Here is a 16,752-nt window from a genome sequence, read left to right on the forward strand (position 1 = left end):
GCTGCACCACTACAACTGGCACCGTCCCCATATGGCGATCGGCGGCCAGCCACCTATCTCAAGAGTACGGCTGAACAACGTAGTGGGTTTACACAACTAACAGTCGACTCTACATGGTCGCCCTTACCCGGTCGCGTGACCGAAGGTCACAGCACGGCAGTGAGTGGGCAGTCGCCACGCTCGCGGCAGGCCTGCAGTTCGCACTCCTGTGCGGCCTCGTCGTCATCAAGCGCGGTCAGGTCGAAGGTCTGCTTGTCTTCCCCCAGCACGTACATCACCGGGTAATCCCATACGTCATCGCTGCGGGTGCCCTTCACGAACAACCGACCATGCGCATGCGGTCCTTCAAGGGCCACGGTCAGGCCAACATCACGCTGGCCGTTGATCGCGGTCTGCATGCTGCCCAGTGGCATCGATCCGGTGCGCAGCGGCTCGCCGAAGGCTTCCACCAGTTCGATGCTGCAACCGGCGCGGCGCAGTGCTTCGCGCATCGGTGGGCTCTCGCGTGCCGCCTCGCTCCAGCGCAGCACGCTCCAGGTCACCACGCCCCCCACCGCGCCCAGCACCAGCACCACCATCAACGGCATCGCCCAGCGCCAGTGTCGGCACCACCAGCTGGCAGGCCTCTGGCCATGGGCGGGAATCGGCGGTGGCAGGGTCATCGGCGGGCTCCTTCCCGGCTGGCAATCAAGGCTTCAGGCAACGTCCCAGGAAGGCTTCGGCGACGCGGTAGCGATGCAGCGCATCGGCACCGGACAGGCCATGCTTGGCGCCCGGATAGGTCATCAGTTCGAACGGCTGTGCACGCTTCTGCAGCGCACTCATCAGGCTGGTCGAGTTGGTGAACAGTACGTTGTCATCGGCCATGCCGTGGATCAGCAGCAGCGGCGAGCGCAGGCCTTCGATATGGGTCAGCACGCGCGCTTCGCGGTAACCCGCTTCGTTGCGCGCCGGCAGGTCCATGTAGCGTTCGGTGTAGTGGCTGTCGTACAGGCCCCAGTCGGTCACCGGCGCACCGGCCACGCCACAGGCGTACTGGTTCGAGGCCTTGGCCAGCAGCATCAGGGTCATGTAGCCACCGTTGGACCAACCCTGCACGCCGATGCGCGCCGGGTCCACCCACGATTGCTGCTTCAGCCAGGTCACGCCGCGCAGCTGGTCGGTCACTTCCACCGTGCCCTGCTTGCCGTACAACGCGCCCCCGAAGTCACGGCCACGGCGCGGGGTGCCGCGGTTGTCCAGCGAGAACACCACGTAGCCCTGCTGGGCCAGGTACTGGTTGAACAGGTGGTCACCACGGCCGGGCCAGCTGTCGGTGACGGTCTGGCTGGCCGGGCCACCGTAGACGTACACCGCCACCGGGTAGCGCTTGTTCGGATCGAAGCCGGCCGGCTTGATCAGGCTGTAGTTGAGCGGGGTCTTGCCGTCGGCCGCGGTCAGCGTGCCGAACTCGATCGGGCGCTGTGCATCGCGGTAACGCGCATAGGGATGCTTCGGGTCCGCCAGATCGTTCTCGAGCAGGGTGGCTATCTTCTCGCCATTGGCGCGGAACAGCTCGATCTGCGGCGGCGTGGTGCTGTTGGACCAGCTGTCGACATAGACGCTGGCATTGCGGGCGAAGCTGGCGCTGTGCATGCCCGGCGCCTTGGACAGGCGCTGCGGCTCACCGCCCTGCAGCGACACCGCATAGATCTGGCTTTCGCGCGAGGTCTCGATGCCGGCGCGGAAGTAGGCCTTGCCGGCCTTCTCATCGACCGCCAGCAGTTCGTCCACCGGCCAGTTGCCGTGGGTCAGCGCAGTGGCCTTGCCCTTGCTGTCGATGCGGTACAGATGCTGGAAACCGGTGCGCTCGGACGACCACAGCACGCTGCCGTCATCGAGGAAACGCAGGCTGTTGTGCAGCGGCACCCAGGTCGGGCTGGTCTCGTGGGCGAGCACGCGCTGGCGGTTGGAATCGAGCGCCACTTCCACCAGGTCCAGCTGCCTCTGGTCGCGCGACTGGCGCTGGAAGCTCAGGTGCTGCGCATCGCGCCAATCGACACGAGCCAGATAGATGTCCTGTTCCTTGCCCAGGTCGACCCAGCGCGGCTGCGCATCGGCGGCCGGTGCGATCACGCCCAGCTGCACGCGCACGTTGGCGTCGCCCGCGGCCGGGTAACGCTGCTCGATCACGTCGGTGCGGTCGGCGTAGACCTCGTAGCGCTTCTGCACCGGCACCGGTGCCTCGTCGATGCGGGCGAAGGCGATGGCCGAATCGTCCGGCGCCCACCAGTAACCGGTGTGGCGGTCCATCTCCTCGTCGGCGACGAACTCGGCCACGCCGTTGCCGATGGTGGTGCTGCCGTCGCGGGTCAGCTGCAGCTGCTTGCCACTGGCCAGGTCGATCACCCACAGGTTGCGGCCGCGGATGAAGCTGACGAAACCGCCCTTGGGCGACAGCTTGGCGTCGGTGGCGAAACCTTCACCGTGGGTCAGCTGACGTACCGCCGCCTGGCCCTGCTGCTTGAGGTCGTACAGGTACAGCTCGCCGCCGAGCGGAAACAGCAGGCGCTGCGCGTCGGGCGACCACTGGTAATCGACGATGCCGGTCATCGCGGCGATGCGCTGGCGCTCGCGGCGGGCCTTTTCCTCGTCGCTGAGGGTCTCGGTGCCGGGCAACACCACCTTCGAATCCACCAGCAGGCGGGTCTGGCCGCTGCCGATGTCGTAGGTCCACAGGTCCAGCTGGTTGCGGTCGCTGTCCTTGCCGCGCAGGAAGCTGACCTGCGAACCGTCGGGAGCGACCTTCGGCTTCATCAGGGTCGGGCCGGACAACGGCAGCGGGCCGGTGATGGCTTCCAGGGTCAGCTTTTCAGCGTGGGCGGCAGTACTGGTGGCGAGCATGAGGGCGAGCGAAGCGAACAGGTGGCGCATGAAGGGTCCCGGCAAACGGCAGGTCCGCCCCCGGTGGGTGCAGGGCGGTCGTCCCCCATCCTAACCAAGCCCGTGCGGGAAGACAGCATGACCTTCTGCCCATGCTGCGGTGCTGGGGTCAGAGCCCTTTGCGCTGCAAAGGGATCCGACCCCTGGACCACCGTCCTGGGTCAACGCTGGCCGAACAGGTGCTTGCGCTCTTCGTCGCTGAGCGGCTTGCCGGCGTTGGGGTTCACCTGCTCACGCAGGGCATAGGCGCGCTGGGTCGCCGGGCGTGCGGCAATCGCTTCATGCCAGCGCTTGAGGTTCGGGAACGCGGCGAAATCCACCGGCAGCTTGTCGTAGGCGCCGATCCACGGGTAGCTGGCCATGTCGGCAATGGTGTACTCGTCGCCGGCCAGGAAGGCGTGCTGGGCCAGGCGCTTGTCCATCACCCCGTGCAGGCGGCGTACTTCGTTGTCGTAGCGCTCGACCGCGTAGGGGATCTTTTCCGGCGCGTACACATTGAAGTGGCCCATCTGGCCGCTCATCGGGCCCAGGCCAGCCATCTGCCAGAACAGCCATTCCAGGGTGGTGACGCGGCCGCGCGGGTCGCTGGGCAGGAACCGGCCGGTCTTCTCGGCCAGGTACAGCAGGATCGCGCCGGACTCGAACACGCTCTGCGGGGTGCCGCCATCGGCCGGGGCATGGTCGACGATGGCCGGCATCTTGTTGTTGGGCGAGATGGCGAGGAATTCCGGCTTGAACTGGTCGCCCGAGCCGATGTTGACCGGGTGGATGCGGTATTCCAGGCCGGCTTCTTCCAGCAGCAGGGTCACTTTGTGGCCGTTCGGGGTGGGCCAGTAATACAGGTCGATCATGGCGGCGGCTCGGGGTGCGGAAAGGAACCCGAAGTCTAGTGCGAGAGTTGGGTTGGCACCGTCACGGCGGGCCGGTAACCTCGCCTCTCCCCCGCAACGCAGCATCCTCCGCATGAGTGCAAACCGCCCGCCGCTCTCCCCGCTGTCCACGCTGATCTTCGCCTCGCGCTGGCTGCAGCTGCCGCTGTACCTGGGCCTGATCGTGGCGCAGTGCGTCTATGTGTTCCTGTTCGGCAAGGAACTGTGGCACCTGATCTCGCATTCGGCCTCCATGGGTGAACAGCAGATCATGCTGATCGTGCTGGGCCTGATCGACGTGGTGATGATCTCCAACCTGCTGGTGATGGTGATCGTGGGTGGCTACGAGACCTTCGTCTCGCGCCTGCGCCTGGAAGGCCACCCGGACCAGCCGGAATGGCTGAGCCACGTCAACGCCAGCGTGCTGAAGGTGAAGCTGGCGATGGCGATCATCGGCATCTCCTCGATCCACCTGTTGAAGACCTTCATCGCCAGTGGTGCGCTGGGTGGCATTCCGCTGTGCACGCCGGAGCAGATGAGCGTGGCCGCCGCCAACATCGGTGTCGCCCGCTGCTCGATGCTGACCCCGGACGGCGTGCTGTGGCAGACCATCATCCACTGCGTGTTCATCCTGTCGGCGATCGGCATCGCCTGGACCGACAAGCTGATGTCCAACAGCCACAGCAAGGCGCACGACAAGGCGCACGACCACTGATGTAACGGCCACCAGCGACGCATTGCCGCTGCCCTGTTCCGGCCATCGCCCTTGTACGCGGCGGTGGCCGGGATGCTAGATTGCTCCCTCGCCGTTGCCGGCGGTGGCGTCGGGAAACGTCACCCTGCCGCGCCCGGACCGCTGGTCCCGGCCATGCATATCAATGATTTACGTCACGTCGTCTTCTAGAGGGGAGCAGGATGTCGCACGTCTCAACGATCACCGCCGCGCGCCGGTGGCTGCCGGTTGCCCTGGCACTGGCACTGGCCGCCTGCTCGGGCAAGGAAGAAACCCCGGCGCCCGCACCCGCCACGACGCCCGCCGCGGCTACATCGACAGCACCGGTGGTCGCCGCCAAGGTGCAGTCGATGGGCACCGAACAGCTGCGCGAATCGGCCAGCCAGGCGCTGCGCGAGAACCGCATGTATGCACCGGCCGGCGACAACGCCATCGAGTACTACCTGGCGCTGCGCGACAAGACGCCGGACGACGCCTCGGTGAAGAGCGCGCTGACCGATCTGCTGCCCTACACCCTGATCGCCGCCGAGCAGCACCTCGGCCGTGAGGACTACCCCGAAGCGCAGCGCCTGGTGGCGCTGATCGAAAAGGTGGACGCCTCCGCCCCCGCCCTGCCGCGCCTGAAGGAAGGCCTGGCCAAGGGCGTGGAGAACGCGGCCAAGCGCACCGAGACTGAAGCCGAGAAGGCAAAGAAGGACGCCGAAGACCGGACCAAGCAGCAGGCCGAACAGCAGCGCCTGACCGAGCAACGCGCCAAGGAAGCCGATGCGGCCAAGCAGATCGCCGCGCAACAGGACGCCGCGCGCCGCGACAGCGAGCGCCAGGAAGCCGAGCGCCAGGCCACCGCCCGCCGCGAGGCCGAGCAGAAGCAGCAGCAAGCGGCCGCCCAGCAGGCCAGTGCCGCACGCCAGGCCACGGCAGCGGCGGCACCGAGCCTGCGCCCGGTCAGTACGCCGGCACCGCGCTATCCGGCCGAGGCGCTGCGCGCAGGCACTTCCGGCGAAGTGCTGGTGGAGATCACCGTCGGCACCGACGGCTCGGTAGTCAACGCCCGAGTGCTGCGCGCGACACCCGGCCGCGTCTTCGACCGCGAAGCCCTGAACGCGGTCAAGCGCTGGCGCTTCGAGCCGGTCAACGCACCGGTCACCACCCGCCGCACCCTGGTGTTCGCACCGGGCGGCGGCTGACCGCCAAAAGGGGACGGAGGGGATTAAGTCGTTTCCGCCCCCTCCATGACGCCAAGGCCCGGTCCGTCCGGGCCTTGTCCGTTTCAGCAGACGCTGTCGATCAGGCGTTGCAGCGCCGGATCACGCGCGGCCAGCACCTGGAACAGGCCCAGCGCATGCAGACCCGGCAACAGTGCGCGCAGGTCGGCCTCGGCGGTGGTGCGGAGGGTGGGATCACTGGCCGGGTCCTGCCAGTCGCGGACACTGGCCAGGAACGCGCCAACGCTGCCCTTGCGTACGGTGAGGCCGTTCACCTGCACGTCGTTCTGGTGATCGGGGAGGATGTCCTGTGGCTGCATAGGGAAGCGCTCCGTTGAAGTTGGCTTCAGTGTCGGGGCCCGGACGCGACGTTTCTGCCGTATAACTGCCAATCGATATGGCAGATCAGACAACCACCGTATTACTCGACCCCGCGTTGGCCGATGCCGCCGACGGACCGGTGGTGCTGGCGGCCCGGCTGCGCCAGCACGGTATGCGTCGCACGGCCCGCCACCAGCATGCACGCGGCCAGCTGCTGGGTGCACAGCAGGGGCTGCTGCGGATCGCCGCCGACGACCTACACTGGCTGCTGCCCGCAGGTCACGTCGCCTGGATACCGCCCTTGCTGCCTCACGCGCTGCTGAGCGCAGACGGGTTCGATGGCTGGAGCCTGTACTTCAACGCCGAGGCCTGCCTGGGTCTGCCCTCCACACCGCGCATTTTCCAGCCCAATGCACTGCTGCAGGCGGCGACAATACGTGCGCTGCGATGGCCCCATCGGCCGCTGGATGCTGCGCAGGCACGACTGGCCGGTGTGATCGCCGATGAGATTGCCGCCAGCACGCCTCTGCCGCTTGCCCTGCCACAACCACGTGACCGGCGACTGCAGAAGATCGCCGCCGCACTGGCGCGCGCACCGCACGACAACCGCAGCATCGAGGACTGGGCCACCCGCAGCGGTCTGTCCAGCCGCAGCCTGGCGCGCCATTGGCTGGCCGAGACCCACATGACGCTGAGTCAATGGCGGCAACGCCTGCGGGTGCTGCTGGCACTGCCACGCCTGCTGTCCGGCGAGCCGGTGATCAGCGTCGCGCTGTCCATGGGCTACGACACACCCAGTGCCTTCATCGCCGTGTTCAAGCGCGAGATGGGGGTGACGCCTGCAAGGTATGGAAAAGGGGACGGAGGGGATTAAGTCGCTTCTGCCCTACCCCACACCATCTCGCGGCATCGCCTGATGCCCTCCGCAGTTACAGCCGCGGCACGCTGGTTGCTCCTCGGACCCGTGAGCTCCCATGCCTCGACGAGCACGCCTGATGCTGGCCGGCCAGCCTTACCATGTAACCCAGCGCGGAGTGAACAAGGGGGCGATCTTCGTTGACGATATAGACCGCCAGTTGTTTCTGCATCTGTTGCACGGCGCCTTCCTGAAACACCATGTCGCGCTGCACGCATACGTACTGATGGGCAATCACGTCCATCTATTGGCCACACCCTCCACTCAGGTCGGCTTGGCCAACGCGATGCGGATGCAGGGCAACAACTATGTCCAGGCGTTCAATCAGCGGCATGAGCGCAGCGGACCTCTCTGGCAGGGCCGATTCCATTCTTCGATGGTGGACAGTGATGCCTACTTGCTCAGCGTCTATCGCTACATCGAACTCAATCCCGTTCGCGCAGGCATGGCAGCCCATGCGGAAGATCACCCATGGTCGAGCGTGCATGGAAACCTGCAGCGCCGCGATGATCCGATGCTGACGGAACATCCCGCCTTTCAGGCACTGGCCCCGACCAAGCGACAGCGGACGACGCTCTATGCGCAGTTCCTGCGGGATCTGAATGCGTCCGCCGACCTGCCTGCAATCCGCGCCCACAGTACTGCGCAACATCCATTGGGAAATGCGACGTACTTGCAAATGGTGGAAGAAACACTGGGGCGACCGGTGGTGCTGCGCAAGCGGGGACGCCCCCGAAAGGCGGGGATGGGAGAGGCAGAAACGACTTAATCCCCTCCGTCCCCTTTTTCCGGTCAGCCGGAGATCGCCAGGCGCTCGTTGTGGTAACGGCGCACGGCGGCGAACCACAGCAGTGCGGCCAGGCCGAGGCTGGCACCGAGATAGATGGCCCACACCGCCGGCGTGATCGTCTCATGGCGGATCACCTTCAACAGCATCTGGTTCTGCGACAGGAACGGCACGGCGTACTGCCACAGCTCGCTCTTCAGCGGGTACGCCACCAGTGCGTAGCCAGGCATCATCGGCAGCAGCATCAGCCAGGTCATATGGCTCTGCGCTTCCTTCATGCTCTTTGCCGCGGCCGACAGGAAGGTCAGCAGCGAGGTGCCGATCATCAGCATCGGCAGCATCACCAGCAGCATCTGCAGCATCGAGGCAACGTTCATGTTGAACTGGCGGCCGATGTTGCCAGGCGCGATCTGCGCGCTCACCTTGAACGCCACCAGGGTCAGCAGCAACGACACGAAGCCGACCACGCAGGCAGCCGCGATCTTGCCGCTGACGATCGCGCTGCGCGAGCCGGGCGTGGCCAGCAGCGGTTCCAGTGACTGCCGCTCGCGCTCGCCGGCGGTGGCATCCATCACCAGATAGGCGCCGCCGATGAACGAGGTCAGCGTGAGCAGCACCGGCAGCAGCATCGACAGGATCATGCCGCGCTTGGCCTCGGCACTGGCCAGGTCCTGGCGTGCCACGTCCAGCGGCCGCGCCACCTGCGCGTCGATGCCACGCGCCATCAGGCGCAGCGCGCCGACCTGGCCGTTGTAGGTGACCAGTGCCGCCTCCAGACGTGCGCTGGGCACTTCGGCGGCACGACGGGTACTGTCCTTGATCACCTCCACCAGCGCCGGCTTGCCATCGGCCCAGTCCTTGCCGAAGTCATCGCTGATGCGTAGCGCCACGTCGATCTCCTGGCTGCGGATGGCCTCGGCCAGGTCCTTCGGCGCCGGTGCGGTATTGAGCCCCTGCGCGGCGAGGAAACGCACCAGATTGGGGGCGTTGTCCGCACCGATGGTGGGAATCTGCAGCGGTTGCTCGATCTGGGTGCGTACCCGGCTCTCGGCCAGCTTGCCCATGCCCAGCAGCAGCACCGGGTACAGCAGCGGCCCAAACAGCAGGGTCAGCAGCAGCGTGCGGCGATCACGGGAAAGATCGCGCAGTTCCTTGCGCATCACCGTCATCAGGGTCGACATCATGCTCATGCGTGCAGGCCCTCTTCGCTGCCGATCAGTTTCACGAACGCGTCTTCCAGGTTGGGTTCGCCGGCCTGCGCGCGCAGTTCATCGGCGCTGCCGTCCGCCATCACCGTGCCTTTGGCGATGATCACGATGTGGTCGCACAGCGCGGCGACCTCCTGCATGATGTGGCTGGACAGGATCACGCAGCGGCCCTCTTCGCGCAGGCCCAGCAGGAAACGGCGCAGCGCGCGCGTGGTCATCACGTCCAGGCCGTTGGTGGGTTCATCAAGAATGACGTTGCGCGGGTCGTGCACCAGCGCGCGGGCGATCGCGGTCTTGGTACGCTGGCCCTGCGAGAAGCCATCGGTCTGGCGGTCGAGGATGTCACCCATGTCCAGTGCATGCGACAGCACTTCGATGCGTTCGCGGATGCGCTCGGCCGACAGGCCATGCAGCTCGCCGAAGTAGGCGATGTTCTCGCGCGCGGTCAGGCGCTTGTAGACGCCGCGCGCATCGGGCAGCACGCCAAGGTGGCGGCGTACTTCCACTGGATTGCGCGCCGCGTCGATGCCATCGACGCTGATGCTGCCCTGGTCGGGGGTCATCAGCGTGTACAGCATGCGCATGGTGGTGGTCTTGCCGGCACCATTGGGGCCCAGCAGGCCGGTGATGCGGCCATCCTCGGCGCGGAAGCCGACGTTGGACACCGCCTGGATGCGGCCGGTACGGGTGTCGAAGGCCTTGTGCAGGTTGTCGGCGACGATCATGGTTCCCATCCGTTGAACGAGGTGAACGCCGGCACATAGCTCAGCGTGTCCAGGCAGCCGGCATCCAGCGCCTTGGCATCGGTCTTGTCGATGAACTGGCCGAGCAGGCGCGGCATGCAGCCGGCACTCAGCGTGCCGTGGCCCTGGCCGCGGGCGACCAGTGCACGGCCATTGGGCAGGCCCTTGAGGACCTGCTCGGCGTAGCGCGGCGGTGTCACCGGGTCGAGTTCACCGGACAGCAGCAGCGCCGGTACGTCACTGCGCAGCGGCATGGCATTGGCGGCTGGCGCCGGCTGGTGCGGCCATACCGGGCAGGCCGCGAAGAAGGCACTGGCCACGTCGTTGCCGAACAGTCGCTCCGGGTCCTCGGCAGGCGCCTTATAGCGCGGCGCATCCTCGCTGCAGATCACCGACCACTGCATGCCACGATTGATCTGGAAATCCATGCTGCGGTTCGCACCGCGTGCCAGCGACGCCAGCGGTGCGTAGCGGCCGTGCGCGGCTTCATCGAGAACCAGCGGCAGCAGCGAGGAATACTGCGGCACATAGGAGAAGGCGAACGCCAGGCCGATCACGCTGTCCGGACTCAACACATCCTGTCGGGTCTGGTTGGTGCCGGGGTCGCGATACTCCACCGAGACCGGCGCACGGCGCAGGGTCTCGACCACGCTGCGCAGCTGCGCGCGGGTGTCGGTCGGGAAGCGTTTGCTGCAGGCGGCATCCTTGCGGCACTGCGCCGACTGCAGGGCGATCGCATCCTCGAACGTCGTGGCGAAGTCACCGCCCACCACCAGTTCATTGGGCACTACGCCATCGATGACGATGCTGCGGGTGTGTTGCGGGTAGGCGCCGGCATAGCGCTGGGCCACGCGGGTACCGTAGGAGCCGCCGACCAGGTTGAGCTGGTTCACACCGAGCGCCGCACGCACTGCATCCAGATCAGCAATCGCCTCGGTGGTGGTGTAGAAGCGCGCATCGGCGCGCCCCTGCAGCGAAGCGGCGCAGCGCTCGGCGTAGGCGCGCAGCGACGCTTCAGTGGGTGCGGCATCCTCGTCCATGGCCAGTTCCTTGCCATCCGCGCCAAGGCAGCTGAGGGGGTTGGAGCCGCCGGTGCCGCGCTGGTCGATCAGGAACACATCACGCTGCTTGCGCACCTGGCGCAGCGCGGTATCGACGATGACCGCCACTTCGCTGGCCGCCTGGCCGGGGCCACCGGCCAGGAAGAACACCGGGTCGGGCTGGCTGGAGCCGCTGCTGCCCGATTCCAGCCAGGCAATGCGCAGGCCGATACGTCGGCCATCGGGCTGGGCCCGGTCCTCCGGCACCTGCAGGGTGGCGCACTGCGCTTCCACGTTGGCGCTGGCGCCTTCTGTAGACAGCGTGCAGGGCTGGAAGTCGATCGTGCCGAAATGGCGGCTGGGTGCATCGCTGGCGCCTTCGGCGCCGGGTGATGGTGACTGGCTGCAACCGGCAAGCATCAGGCTGGCTAACGCTGCGGCCAACGCGAGGTGGTGTCTGTGCATCGTGCTCGTTTCCCCTGGAGGACGTTCCTGGCAACCACGACGGGCTGCCGCGGAAGATGTGACTCAACTTACACGGGCACGGCGTCGTCGGCGATGGGCAGACGCGAAATCTCCGCCGGCGTGGCGCAGACCAGGCGATCGCGGCCCGCGGCCTTGGCCCGGTACAACGCGGCATCAGCCGCTGCCAGCAACGTCGACAGGTCACCCTGGCCCTCGTCCATGGCCAGGCCGATGCTGGCGGTGACGCTCACCGGCCCACTGGCCAGCAATGCAGGGTACTGCTGCAGGCGGGTGCGGATTGCCACTGCCCGCTCCATCGCAGCGCGTTGCGTGCGTCCCTGCAGTACCAGCACGAACTCTTCGCCTCCATAGCGGCCCAGCAGGTGATCGTGGCCCTGCACGCAGTGCTGCAGCAGGTCAGCGAAGTGGCGCAGTACCTGGTCTCCGGCCAGGTGGCCGCAGCGGTCATTGACCTGCTTGAAGTGGTCGACGTCGACCAGCAGCAGGGCCAGCGGACGGCCCTGCCGGCGCGACCGCTGCAACTGCACCTGGCCATCGGCCAGCACCGCGCTGCGGTTGAGCAGGCCGGTCAGGCCATCGGTGCGCGCGGCATGCCGCAGATCGACCAGCATGCGCTCGACCAGCAGCAGCACCATCGCGAAGCAGCGCGCCAGTTCCAGCATCACCCCGGCAATGTAGGTGACGAACATCGGCGAGCCGGTACGCATGATGTCCTCGCCCGCATCGGGTGCCACCGGCAGGAACAGGCGCACGGCGTACAGCGCAGCCTCGGCCAGGAACACCGCCGCCGCGAGCCGGCAGCTGGTGCGCTGCTGCGCCGGTGCATGTCGCAGCAGCAGCCATGCGATCCAGCCATCGACGATCAGCGCGAACACACTGAACACCTGCAGGCGCAGGTGCAGGTTCGGCCAGAGCACCAGGAAGGCGAAGATGCAGGCCATGAACGCAGCTGCCATCAACAACGGCCGCCACAGCGGCAGCGGCTGTTCCAGATGCAGCGCCACGCCGCGCAGCATCAACACCGCGCAACCGGCCATCGCCGCATTCCCGGCCAGTATGGCCGGCGCCAACGGCAGGTAGGGTCGCAGCGCCAGCAGGGTCACGCCCAGGGTCAGCAGCCATAGACTTGCGGTCCACAGGCGCAGCACTGGTTGCCCGCGCAGCACCACCAGCAGCAATGAGAACCCCACGGCGATGCCGATGCAGAGCAGGAAGCCAAGCACGGTGATGGTGGGGAAATCCAGGGACATGCGGCGCTCGTCGACCGGGGCGGCGCGCGCATCTTAGCGCCTTGTGGTGCAGTCCCCATGGCGCTGTCCGGTCCGGGGGTGATGCGGGGTCGGAGAACGGCGAGCAGGTCCGGCGACGCATGCGCAGACTCCGTAGGAAATCCAAGGAGACCTCCATGCACACCTGGTACCTCGGTGGCCTCGACCACCGCCCCTTCCAGCACCTGTTCGAGAAAAGTGAGCGCGAACTCGCAGCGCTGGGCATCCAGCGTCGCTGGGCCGGCGAGAGCGGCGGCCATCCCTGCCGGATCAGCCTGAGCGATCCACCCAGTGGCAGCGAACTGCTGCTGTTGTCGCATGTCCATCTGCCCCTGCACTCTCCCTATCACGCCTCCGGTCCGATCTTCGTGCAGCGCGGGGTGACCCGTTGCGTGCTGCCAGCGGGCGAGGTACCTCCCTATGTGCAACGGCGGATGATCTCGCTGCGCGCCTATGACCACGCTGCGCTGATGCTGGCTGCGCAGGTCTGCGCCGGCACCGACGTCGCCACGCAGCTGGACACCCTGTTCGCCGACCCAGCGGTGGCCTTCGTCCAGTTGCACAACGCGGCACATGGCTGCTTTTCATGCCAGGCCGATCGGATCGACCGCGAGATTGCCCAGCAGGTTCTCCACGACGTGATCGATGCCACGCCTGTCGCGTGACCGCCAACGCATACGTTCAGCCCCACGTGAAGCTGGCGGGAAGGGCTTCACACCCACAGTCACGGATCGGCGCTTCCGTGGTTCCTCAGCCTGCATCGCGACTCGATACTCGCCGTGGTGCCGCCGAAAGTCCGCCGTGCAGCGCAGCTCCTGCGGTCACCGTTCTCTTTCGACGACCACAAGGAAGCGCCATGTCATTCCGATCCACACCGCTGTTGCTGGCCACCTCGTTCGCCGCTGCGGGCCTCTGCCTGGCAGGCAGCGCGTTCGCCCACGGTACCATGACCACGCCGATCAGCCGCGTCTATGCCTGTTTCCAGGGCAACCCGGAGAATCCGACCAACCCCGCGTGCGCCGCCGCCAAGGCCGTCGGTGGTTCGCAGGCGTTCTACGACTGGAACGGCATCAATCAGGCCAACGCCAACGGCAACCACCAGGCCGTAGTGCCCGACGGCAAGCTGTGCAGCGGCAACAACCCGACCTTCCGCGGGCTGGATGTGAACCGCAGCGACTGGCAGACCACTCCGATCCAGGCAGACGCCAACGGCAAGTTCACCTTCGTATTCAAGGCAACCGCACCACATGCCACGCGCGACTGGCGCTTCTTCGTCACCCGCGACGGCTGGCAACCGGGCAGCCCATTGCGTTGGGCCGACCTGCAGGAATTCTGCACGCTGGGCAACACGCCGCTGTCGGCCGATGGCACCTACAAGCTGCAGTGCACGCTGCCGCAGCGCAGTGGCCAGCATGTGATCTACAACACGTGGCAGCGCTCGGATTCGACCGAAGCGTTCTACACCTGCATGGACGTGCGCTTTGAAGGAAGCGGCGGCAGCACCCCGCCGGCAGCGCAGTGGCAGGACGCCGGCCCGGTCACCGCGCGCGGCGAGCTGCCGGTTGGCACGACCCTGGCGCTGCGCGTGTTCAATGCCAACGGCAATGATGTCGAACGCGTGGAAGCGATCCTGGCCAACGGCCAGACCGCGGCCGCGCAATGGCCGTTGGCGCTGGCCCGCAAGGTCAATGCCAGTGCCCAGCATGCGCGCGTGGGCGTGCTCAACAACGGCGTGATCACGCCCTCCGCTTCGGCCACCGACAATCGCGTGTACCTGAAGAACGGCAACCGCTTCCAGCTCGACACCAAGGTGCCGGACCCGGGCACGCCGTCACCGGGCGGCGATTTCGACCACGTATACCCCGCCGGCATCGGCAGTTACGTGCCGGGCCAGACCGTGGTGAAGGGCAGCGATGGCAAGCTGTACGCCTGCCGCCCGTTCCCGGAAGGTGCATGGTGCAACGTCAACGCCGAAGCCTATCGGCCGGGTGCAGGCGCGGCCTGGCGTGATGCGTGGATCGCGTACTGAGGCAGTGATGCGGGAGGCGGTGCACAGTGCACCGCCTTTCGCCCGGATGGCGGCACAGTGAGCACCGTGTTGCAGATCGATCACGGCCTTCATCGATTTCAAACTTGTCCGATGTTGCCGACGGCCCTGCATGTGAAGACTGCGCGAGGTTTCCAACACTTCGCAAAGGAGTTCCTGCATGCACCTGTCCCACCGGGCAGTCCTCGCTCTGTCCGTCGTTGCCGGCCTGGCCTTGTCCGGCAGCGCCCTCGCCCACGGCACCATGTCCAAGCCGCTCAGCCGCGTGAAGCAGTGCCACGAAGGCAATCCGGAAAACCCGACCAACCCGGCCTGTGCCGCGGCCAAGGCCATCGGCGGCGCGCAGCCGTTCTATGACTGGAGCGCGATCGCGCATGGCAACGCCAATGGCAACCACCGCGACCTGGTGCGCGATGGCGAGCTGTGCAGCGCCAGCATCCCCAAGTACCGCGGCCTCGATCTGAATCGCAGCGACTGGCCGACCACGCCGGTGCGCGCCGATTCGCGTGGCCGCTACACCTTCGAGTTCCTGGCGCCGGCGCCGCACGCCACCCGAGAGTGGAAGTTCTACGTGACCCGTGACGGCTGGCAGCCGGGCAGCCCGCTGCGCTGGGCCGACCTGCAGGAATTCTGCACCCTGGGCAACGTGCCGCTGTCCGAAGGCGGTGTCTACAAGCTGGACTGCCCGCTGCCCAAGCGCAGTGGCCAGCACATCATCTACAACACCTGGCAGCGCTCGGATTCGCAGGAAGCGTTCTACACCTGCATGGACGTGCGCTTCGAAGGTGGCGGTGGCGTGGTTCCGCCGCCGCAGTGGCAGGATGCCGGCGCGGTGACCGCCAATGGCGCACTGGACGTGGACAGCACCGTGACCCTGCGTGTGTTCAATGCCAACGGCAACGACCTGGAGCGCGTGGAAACCAAGCTGGCCGCTGGCCAGACCAGCCCGACGCAGTGGCCGCTGGCCCTGGCCCGCAAGGTCAACGCCAGCGCACAGCACGCGCGCGTGGGTGTGATGAAGAACGGCGTGATCACGCCGGTCGCCTCGGCCACCGACAACCGCGTGTACCTGAAGCCGGGCAACCGCTTCCAGCTGGAAACCCAGGTACCCGGTCCGGGCCCGATCGATCCGGTCGATCCGCCGGGCGGCGACTTCGACTTCGTGTATCCGGCCGGCCTCGGCAGCTACAAGCCGGGCGAGACCGTGGTGAAGGGCACCGACGGCAAGCTGTATGCCTGCCGCCCGTTCCCGGAAGGTGCATGGTGCAACATCAACGCCGATGCCTACCGCCCGGGTACCGGCTTTGCCTGGCGCGACGCCTGGATCGCGTACTGAGGCAGGGCACCGGGGGCGGCGTGATGCCGCCTCCGGTGAGCATTTCAAGGCGCCATGGGGTTGCCGGCCAGCGGCCGGCACTACCCTGGCTTACTTGCTGCTGACGTACTTCTCGCGGCGGATCTGCGGGTTGCCCAGGCCCGCGGCCTTGAGCAGCTCGGCACAGGCATCGACCATGTCCGGGTTGCCGCACAGATAGGCGATGTCAGTGGCCGGGTCCGGGGTGAAGCCGGACAGCGCCTGCTGGACGTAGCCGTGCTGCACGTCCGGGTGCGGATCGGCCGGCAGTTCGCGCGACAGGCACGGCACATAGCGGAAGTTCGGATGCTTTTCGGCGAAGCTGTAGAAGTCTTCGCTGTACAGCAGCTCACCCGGGCTGCGCGCGCCCTGCAGCAGCACGATCTGCACACCGCGCTCGGCCATGGCCTTTTCCAGCAGCGGTAGCATGGAGCGGTACGGGGTGACGCCGGTACCGGTGGCAATCAGCAGGTAACGGGCGTTGTGGTCACCGGGATTCAGGCAGAAGCGGCCGTAGGGGCCGGACGCGCTGATCTGGCCGCCCTGCTGCAGTGCCTCGAACAGGGCCGTGGCGGCGCCGCCGGGTACGAAACTGACCGCGATATCCACCGCCTCGCCCGGGCCCAGCGCGTGGTCGTGGATGGTCGCCAGCGAGTAGCTGCGCTTGGTTTCGGTGCCGTCGGCGTAGCTGAAATGGACCTGGATGAACTGGCCGGGCTGGAAATCCAGCGGCTGCCCATCGTCACGCACGAACTGGTAGTGGCCGACGGTCGGGGCCAGCATGCGGCAGCCGACCAGCTTGAGGGGGAATTGAACAGGCACGACTTTTCGGGACAGTGTGTAGCCGGGGCAA

The 16,752-nt window shown here is 66.8% G+C and carries 16 protein-coding genes and 1 pseudogene; 8 read left to right on the top strand and 9 right to left on the bottom strand.

What is annotated here, in order from left to right; genetic code table 11:
• A pseudogene (locus tag AC0Z6F_RS14420) lies at window positions 1-100 on the top strand (IS481 family transposase); the annotation flags it as partial.
• A gap of 46 nt (window positions 101-146) precedes the next feature.
• Here the strand turns inward: AC0Z6F_RS14420 and AC0Z6F_RS14425 are convergent.
• From AC0Z6F_RS14425 to AC0Z6F_RS14435, 3 genes are all read right to left on the bottom strand, one after another.
• A complete protein-coding gene (locus tag AC0Z6F_RS14425; protein WP_485617483.1) occupies window positions 147-662 on the bottom strand; it encodes a cytochrome c oxidase assembly factor Coa1 family protein in 516 nt (171 codons plus the stop codon).
• Between the two features lie 25 nt (window positions 663-687).
• On the bottom strand, window positions 688-2,913 hold the full coding sequence (locus tag AC0Z6F_RS14430; protein ID WP_006400853.1) for a S9 family peptidase: 2,226 nt from the start codon (window positions 2,911-2,913) through the stop codon (window positions 688-690).
• 170 nt (window positions 2,914-3,083) lie between these two features.
• Window positions 3,084-3,773, bottom strand: a complete 690-nt coding sequence (locus AC0Z6F_RS14435) for a glutathione binding-like protein (protein WP_012512428.1) — start codon at window positions 3,771-3,773, stop codon at window positions 3,084-3,086.
• Window positions 3,774-3,885: 112 nt separating this feature from the next.
• On the opposite strand from AC0Z6F_RS14435, the gene AC0Z6F_RS14440 reads away from it, so the two are divergent.
• The gene (locus AC0Z6F_RS14440) at window positions 3,886-4,506 is read left to right on the top strand and encodes a TIGR00645 family protein (protein WP_006400856.1); all 621 of its coding nucleotides are present in this window, start codon (window positions 3,886-3,888) and stop codon (window positions 4,504-4,506) included.
• Between the two features lie 200 nt (window positions 4,507-4,706).
• Window positions 4,707-5,711: an energy transducer TonB gene (locus tag AC0Z6F_RS14445; RefSeq protein ID WP_012512429.1), complete on the top strand. Its 1,005-nt coding sequence runs from the start codon at window positions 4,707-4,709 to the stop codon at window positions 5,709-5,711.
• A gap of 83 nt (window positions 5,712-5,794) precedes the next feature.
• Here AC0Z6F_RS14445 and AC0Z6F_RS14450 read toward each other — a convergent pair whose 3' ends face one another.
• Entirely contained in the window at window positions 5,795-6,049 is a 255-nt protein-coding gene (locus AC0Z6F_RS14450) for a hypothetical protein (RefSeq protein ID WP_012512430.1), read from the bottom strand.
• A 77-nt stretch (window positions 6,050-6,126) separates the two neighbouring features.
• Here AC0Z6F_RS14450 and AC0Z6F_RS14455 point away from each other — a divergent pair, with 77 nt between their 5' ends.
• Together AC0Z6F_RS14455 and AC0Z6F_RS14460 are read left to right on the top strand one after the other, a co-directional pair.
• Window positions 6,127-6,924 (top strand): AraC family transcriptional regulator, encoded by a 798-nt coding sequence (locus AC0Z6F_RS14455; RefSeq protein WP_012512431.1) that lies wholly within the window; start codon window positions 6,127-6,129, stop codon window positions 6,922-6,924.
• 100 nt (window positions 6,925-7,024) lie between these two features.
• Window positions 7,025-7,735 (top strand): transposase, encoded by a 711-nt coding sequence (locus tag AC0Z6F_RS14460; RefSeq protein WP_485617486.1) that lies wholly within the window; start codon window positions 7,025-7,027, stop codon window positions 7,733-7,735.
• Between the two features lie 23 nt (window positions 7,736-7,758).
• Here AC0Z6F_RS14460 and AC0Z6F_RS14465 read toward each other — a convergent pair whose 3' ends face one another.
• The 4 genes from AC0Z6F_RS14465 to AC0Z6F_RS14480 all read right to left on the bottom strand — a co-directional run bounded on the left by AC0Z6F_RS14465 (window position 7,759) and on the right by AC0Z6F_RS14480 (window position 12,480).
• Window positions 7,759-8,943, bottom strand: coding sequence for an ABC transporter permease (locus AC0Z6F_RS14465; protein WP_180889707.1), 1,185 nt, complete (start codon window positions 8,941-8,943; stop codon window positions 7,759-7,761).
• Window positions 8,940-9,686, bottom strand: a complete 747-nt coding sequence (locus tag AC0Z6F_RS14470) for an ABC transporter ATP-binding protein (RefSeq protein WP_100435431.1) — start codon at window positions 9,684-9,686, stop codon at window positions 8,940-8,942. The genes AC0Z6F_RS14465 and AC0Z6F_RS14470 overlap by 4 nt, the downstream gene beginning before the upstream one ends.
• Window positions 9,683-11,209, bottom strand: coding sequence for an alpha/beta hydrolase (locus AC0Z6F_RS14475; protein WP_485617488.1), 1,527 nt, complete (start codon window positions 11,207-11,209; stop codon window positions 9,683-9,685). The genes AC0Z6F_RS14470 and AC0Z6F_RS14475 overlap by 4 nt, the downstream gene beginning before the upstream one ends.
• A 68-nt stretch (window positions 11,210-11,277) precedes the next feature.
• Window positions 11,278-12,480 (bottom strand): GGDEF domain-containing protein, encoded by a 1,203-nt coding sequence (locus AC0Z6F_RS14480; RefSeq protein ID WP_012512435.1) that lies wholly within the window; start codon window positions 12,478-12,480, stop codon window positions 11,278-11,280.
• Between the two features lie 155 nt (window positions 12,481-12,635).
• Between AC0Z6F_RS14480 and AC0Z6F_RS14485 the strand changes: the two genes are divergently transcribed.
• The 3 genes from AC0Z6F_RS14485 (at window position 12,636) to AC0Z6F_RS14495 (ending at window position 15,881) form a co-directional block, all read left to right on the top strand.
• The gene (locus tag AC0Z6F_RS14485) at window positions 12,636-13,163 is read left to right on the top strand and encodes a DUF1203 domain-containing protein (protein ID WP_012512436.1); all 528 of its coding nucleotides are present in this window, start codon (window positions 12,636-12,638) and stop codon (window positions 13,161-13,163) included.
• A gap of 191 nt (window positions 13,164-13,354) precedes the next feature.
• A complete protein-coding gene (locus AC0Z6F_RS14490; protein WP_012512437.1) occupies window positions 13,355-14,527 on the top strand; it encodes a lytic polysaccharide monooxygenase in 1,173 nt (390 codons plus the stop codon).
• A 178-nt stretch (window positions 14,528-14,705) separates the two neighbouring features.
• Complete coding sequence (locus tag AC0Z6F_RS14495; protein ID WP_006401059.1) at window positions 14,706-15,881, top strand: lytic polysaccharide monooxygenase; 1,176 nt, start codon at window positions 14,706-14,708, stop codon at window positions 15,879-15,881.
• A gap of 90 nt (window positions 15,882-15,971) precedes the next feature.
• Here AC0Z6F_RS14495 and AC0Z6F_RS14500 read toward each other — a convergent pair whose 3' ends face one another.
• On the bottom strand, window positions 15,972-16,721 hold the full coding sequence (locus tag AC0Z6F_RS14500; protein ID WP_006401061.1) for a ferredoxin--NADP reductase: 750 nt from the start codon (window positions 16,719-16,721) through the stop codon (window positions 15,972-15,974).
• Between the last annotated feature and the right edge of the window lie 31 nt (window positions 16,722-16,752).

It is taken from the genome of Stenotrophomonas sp. 1L-E-5-B-C3, assembly GCF_057292075.1.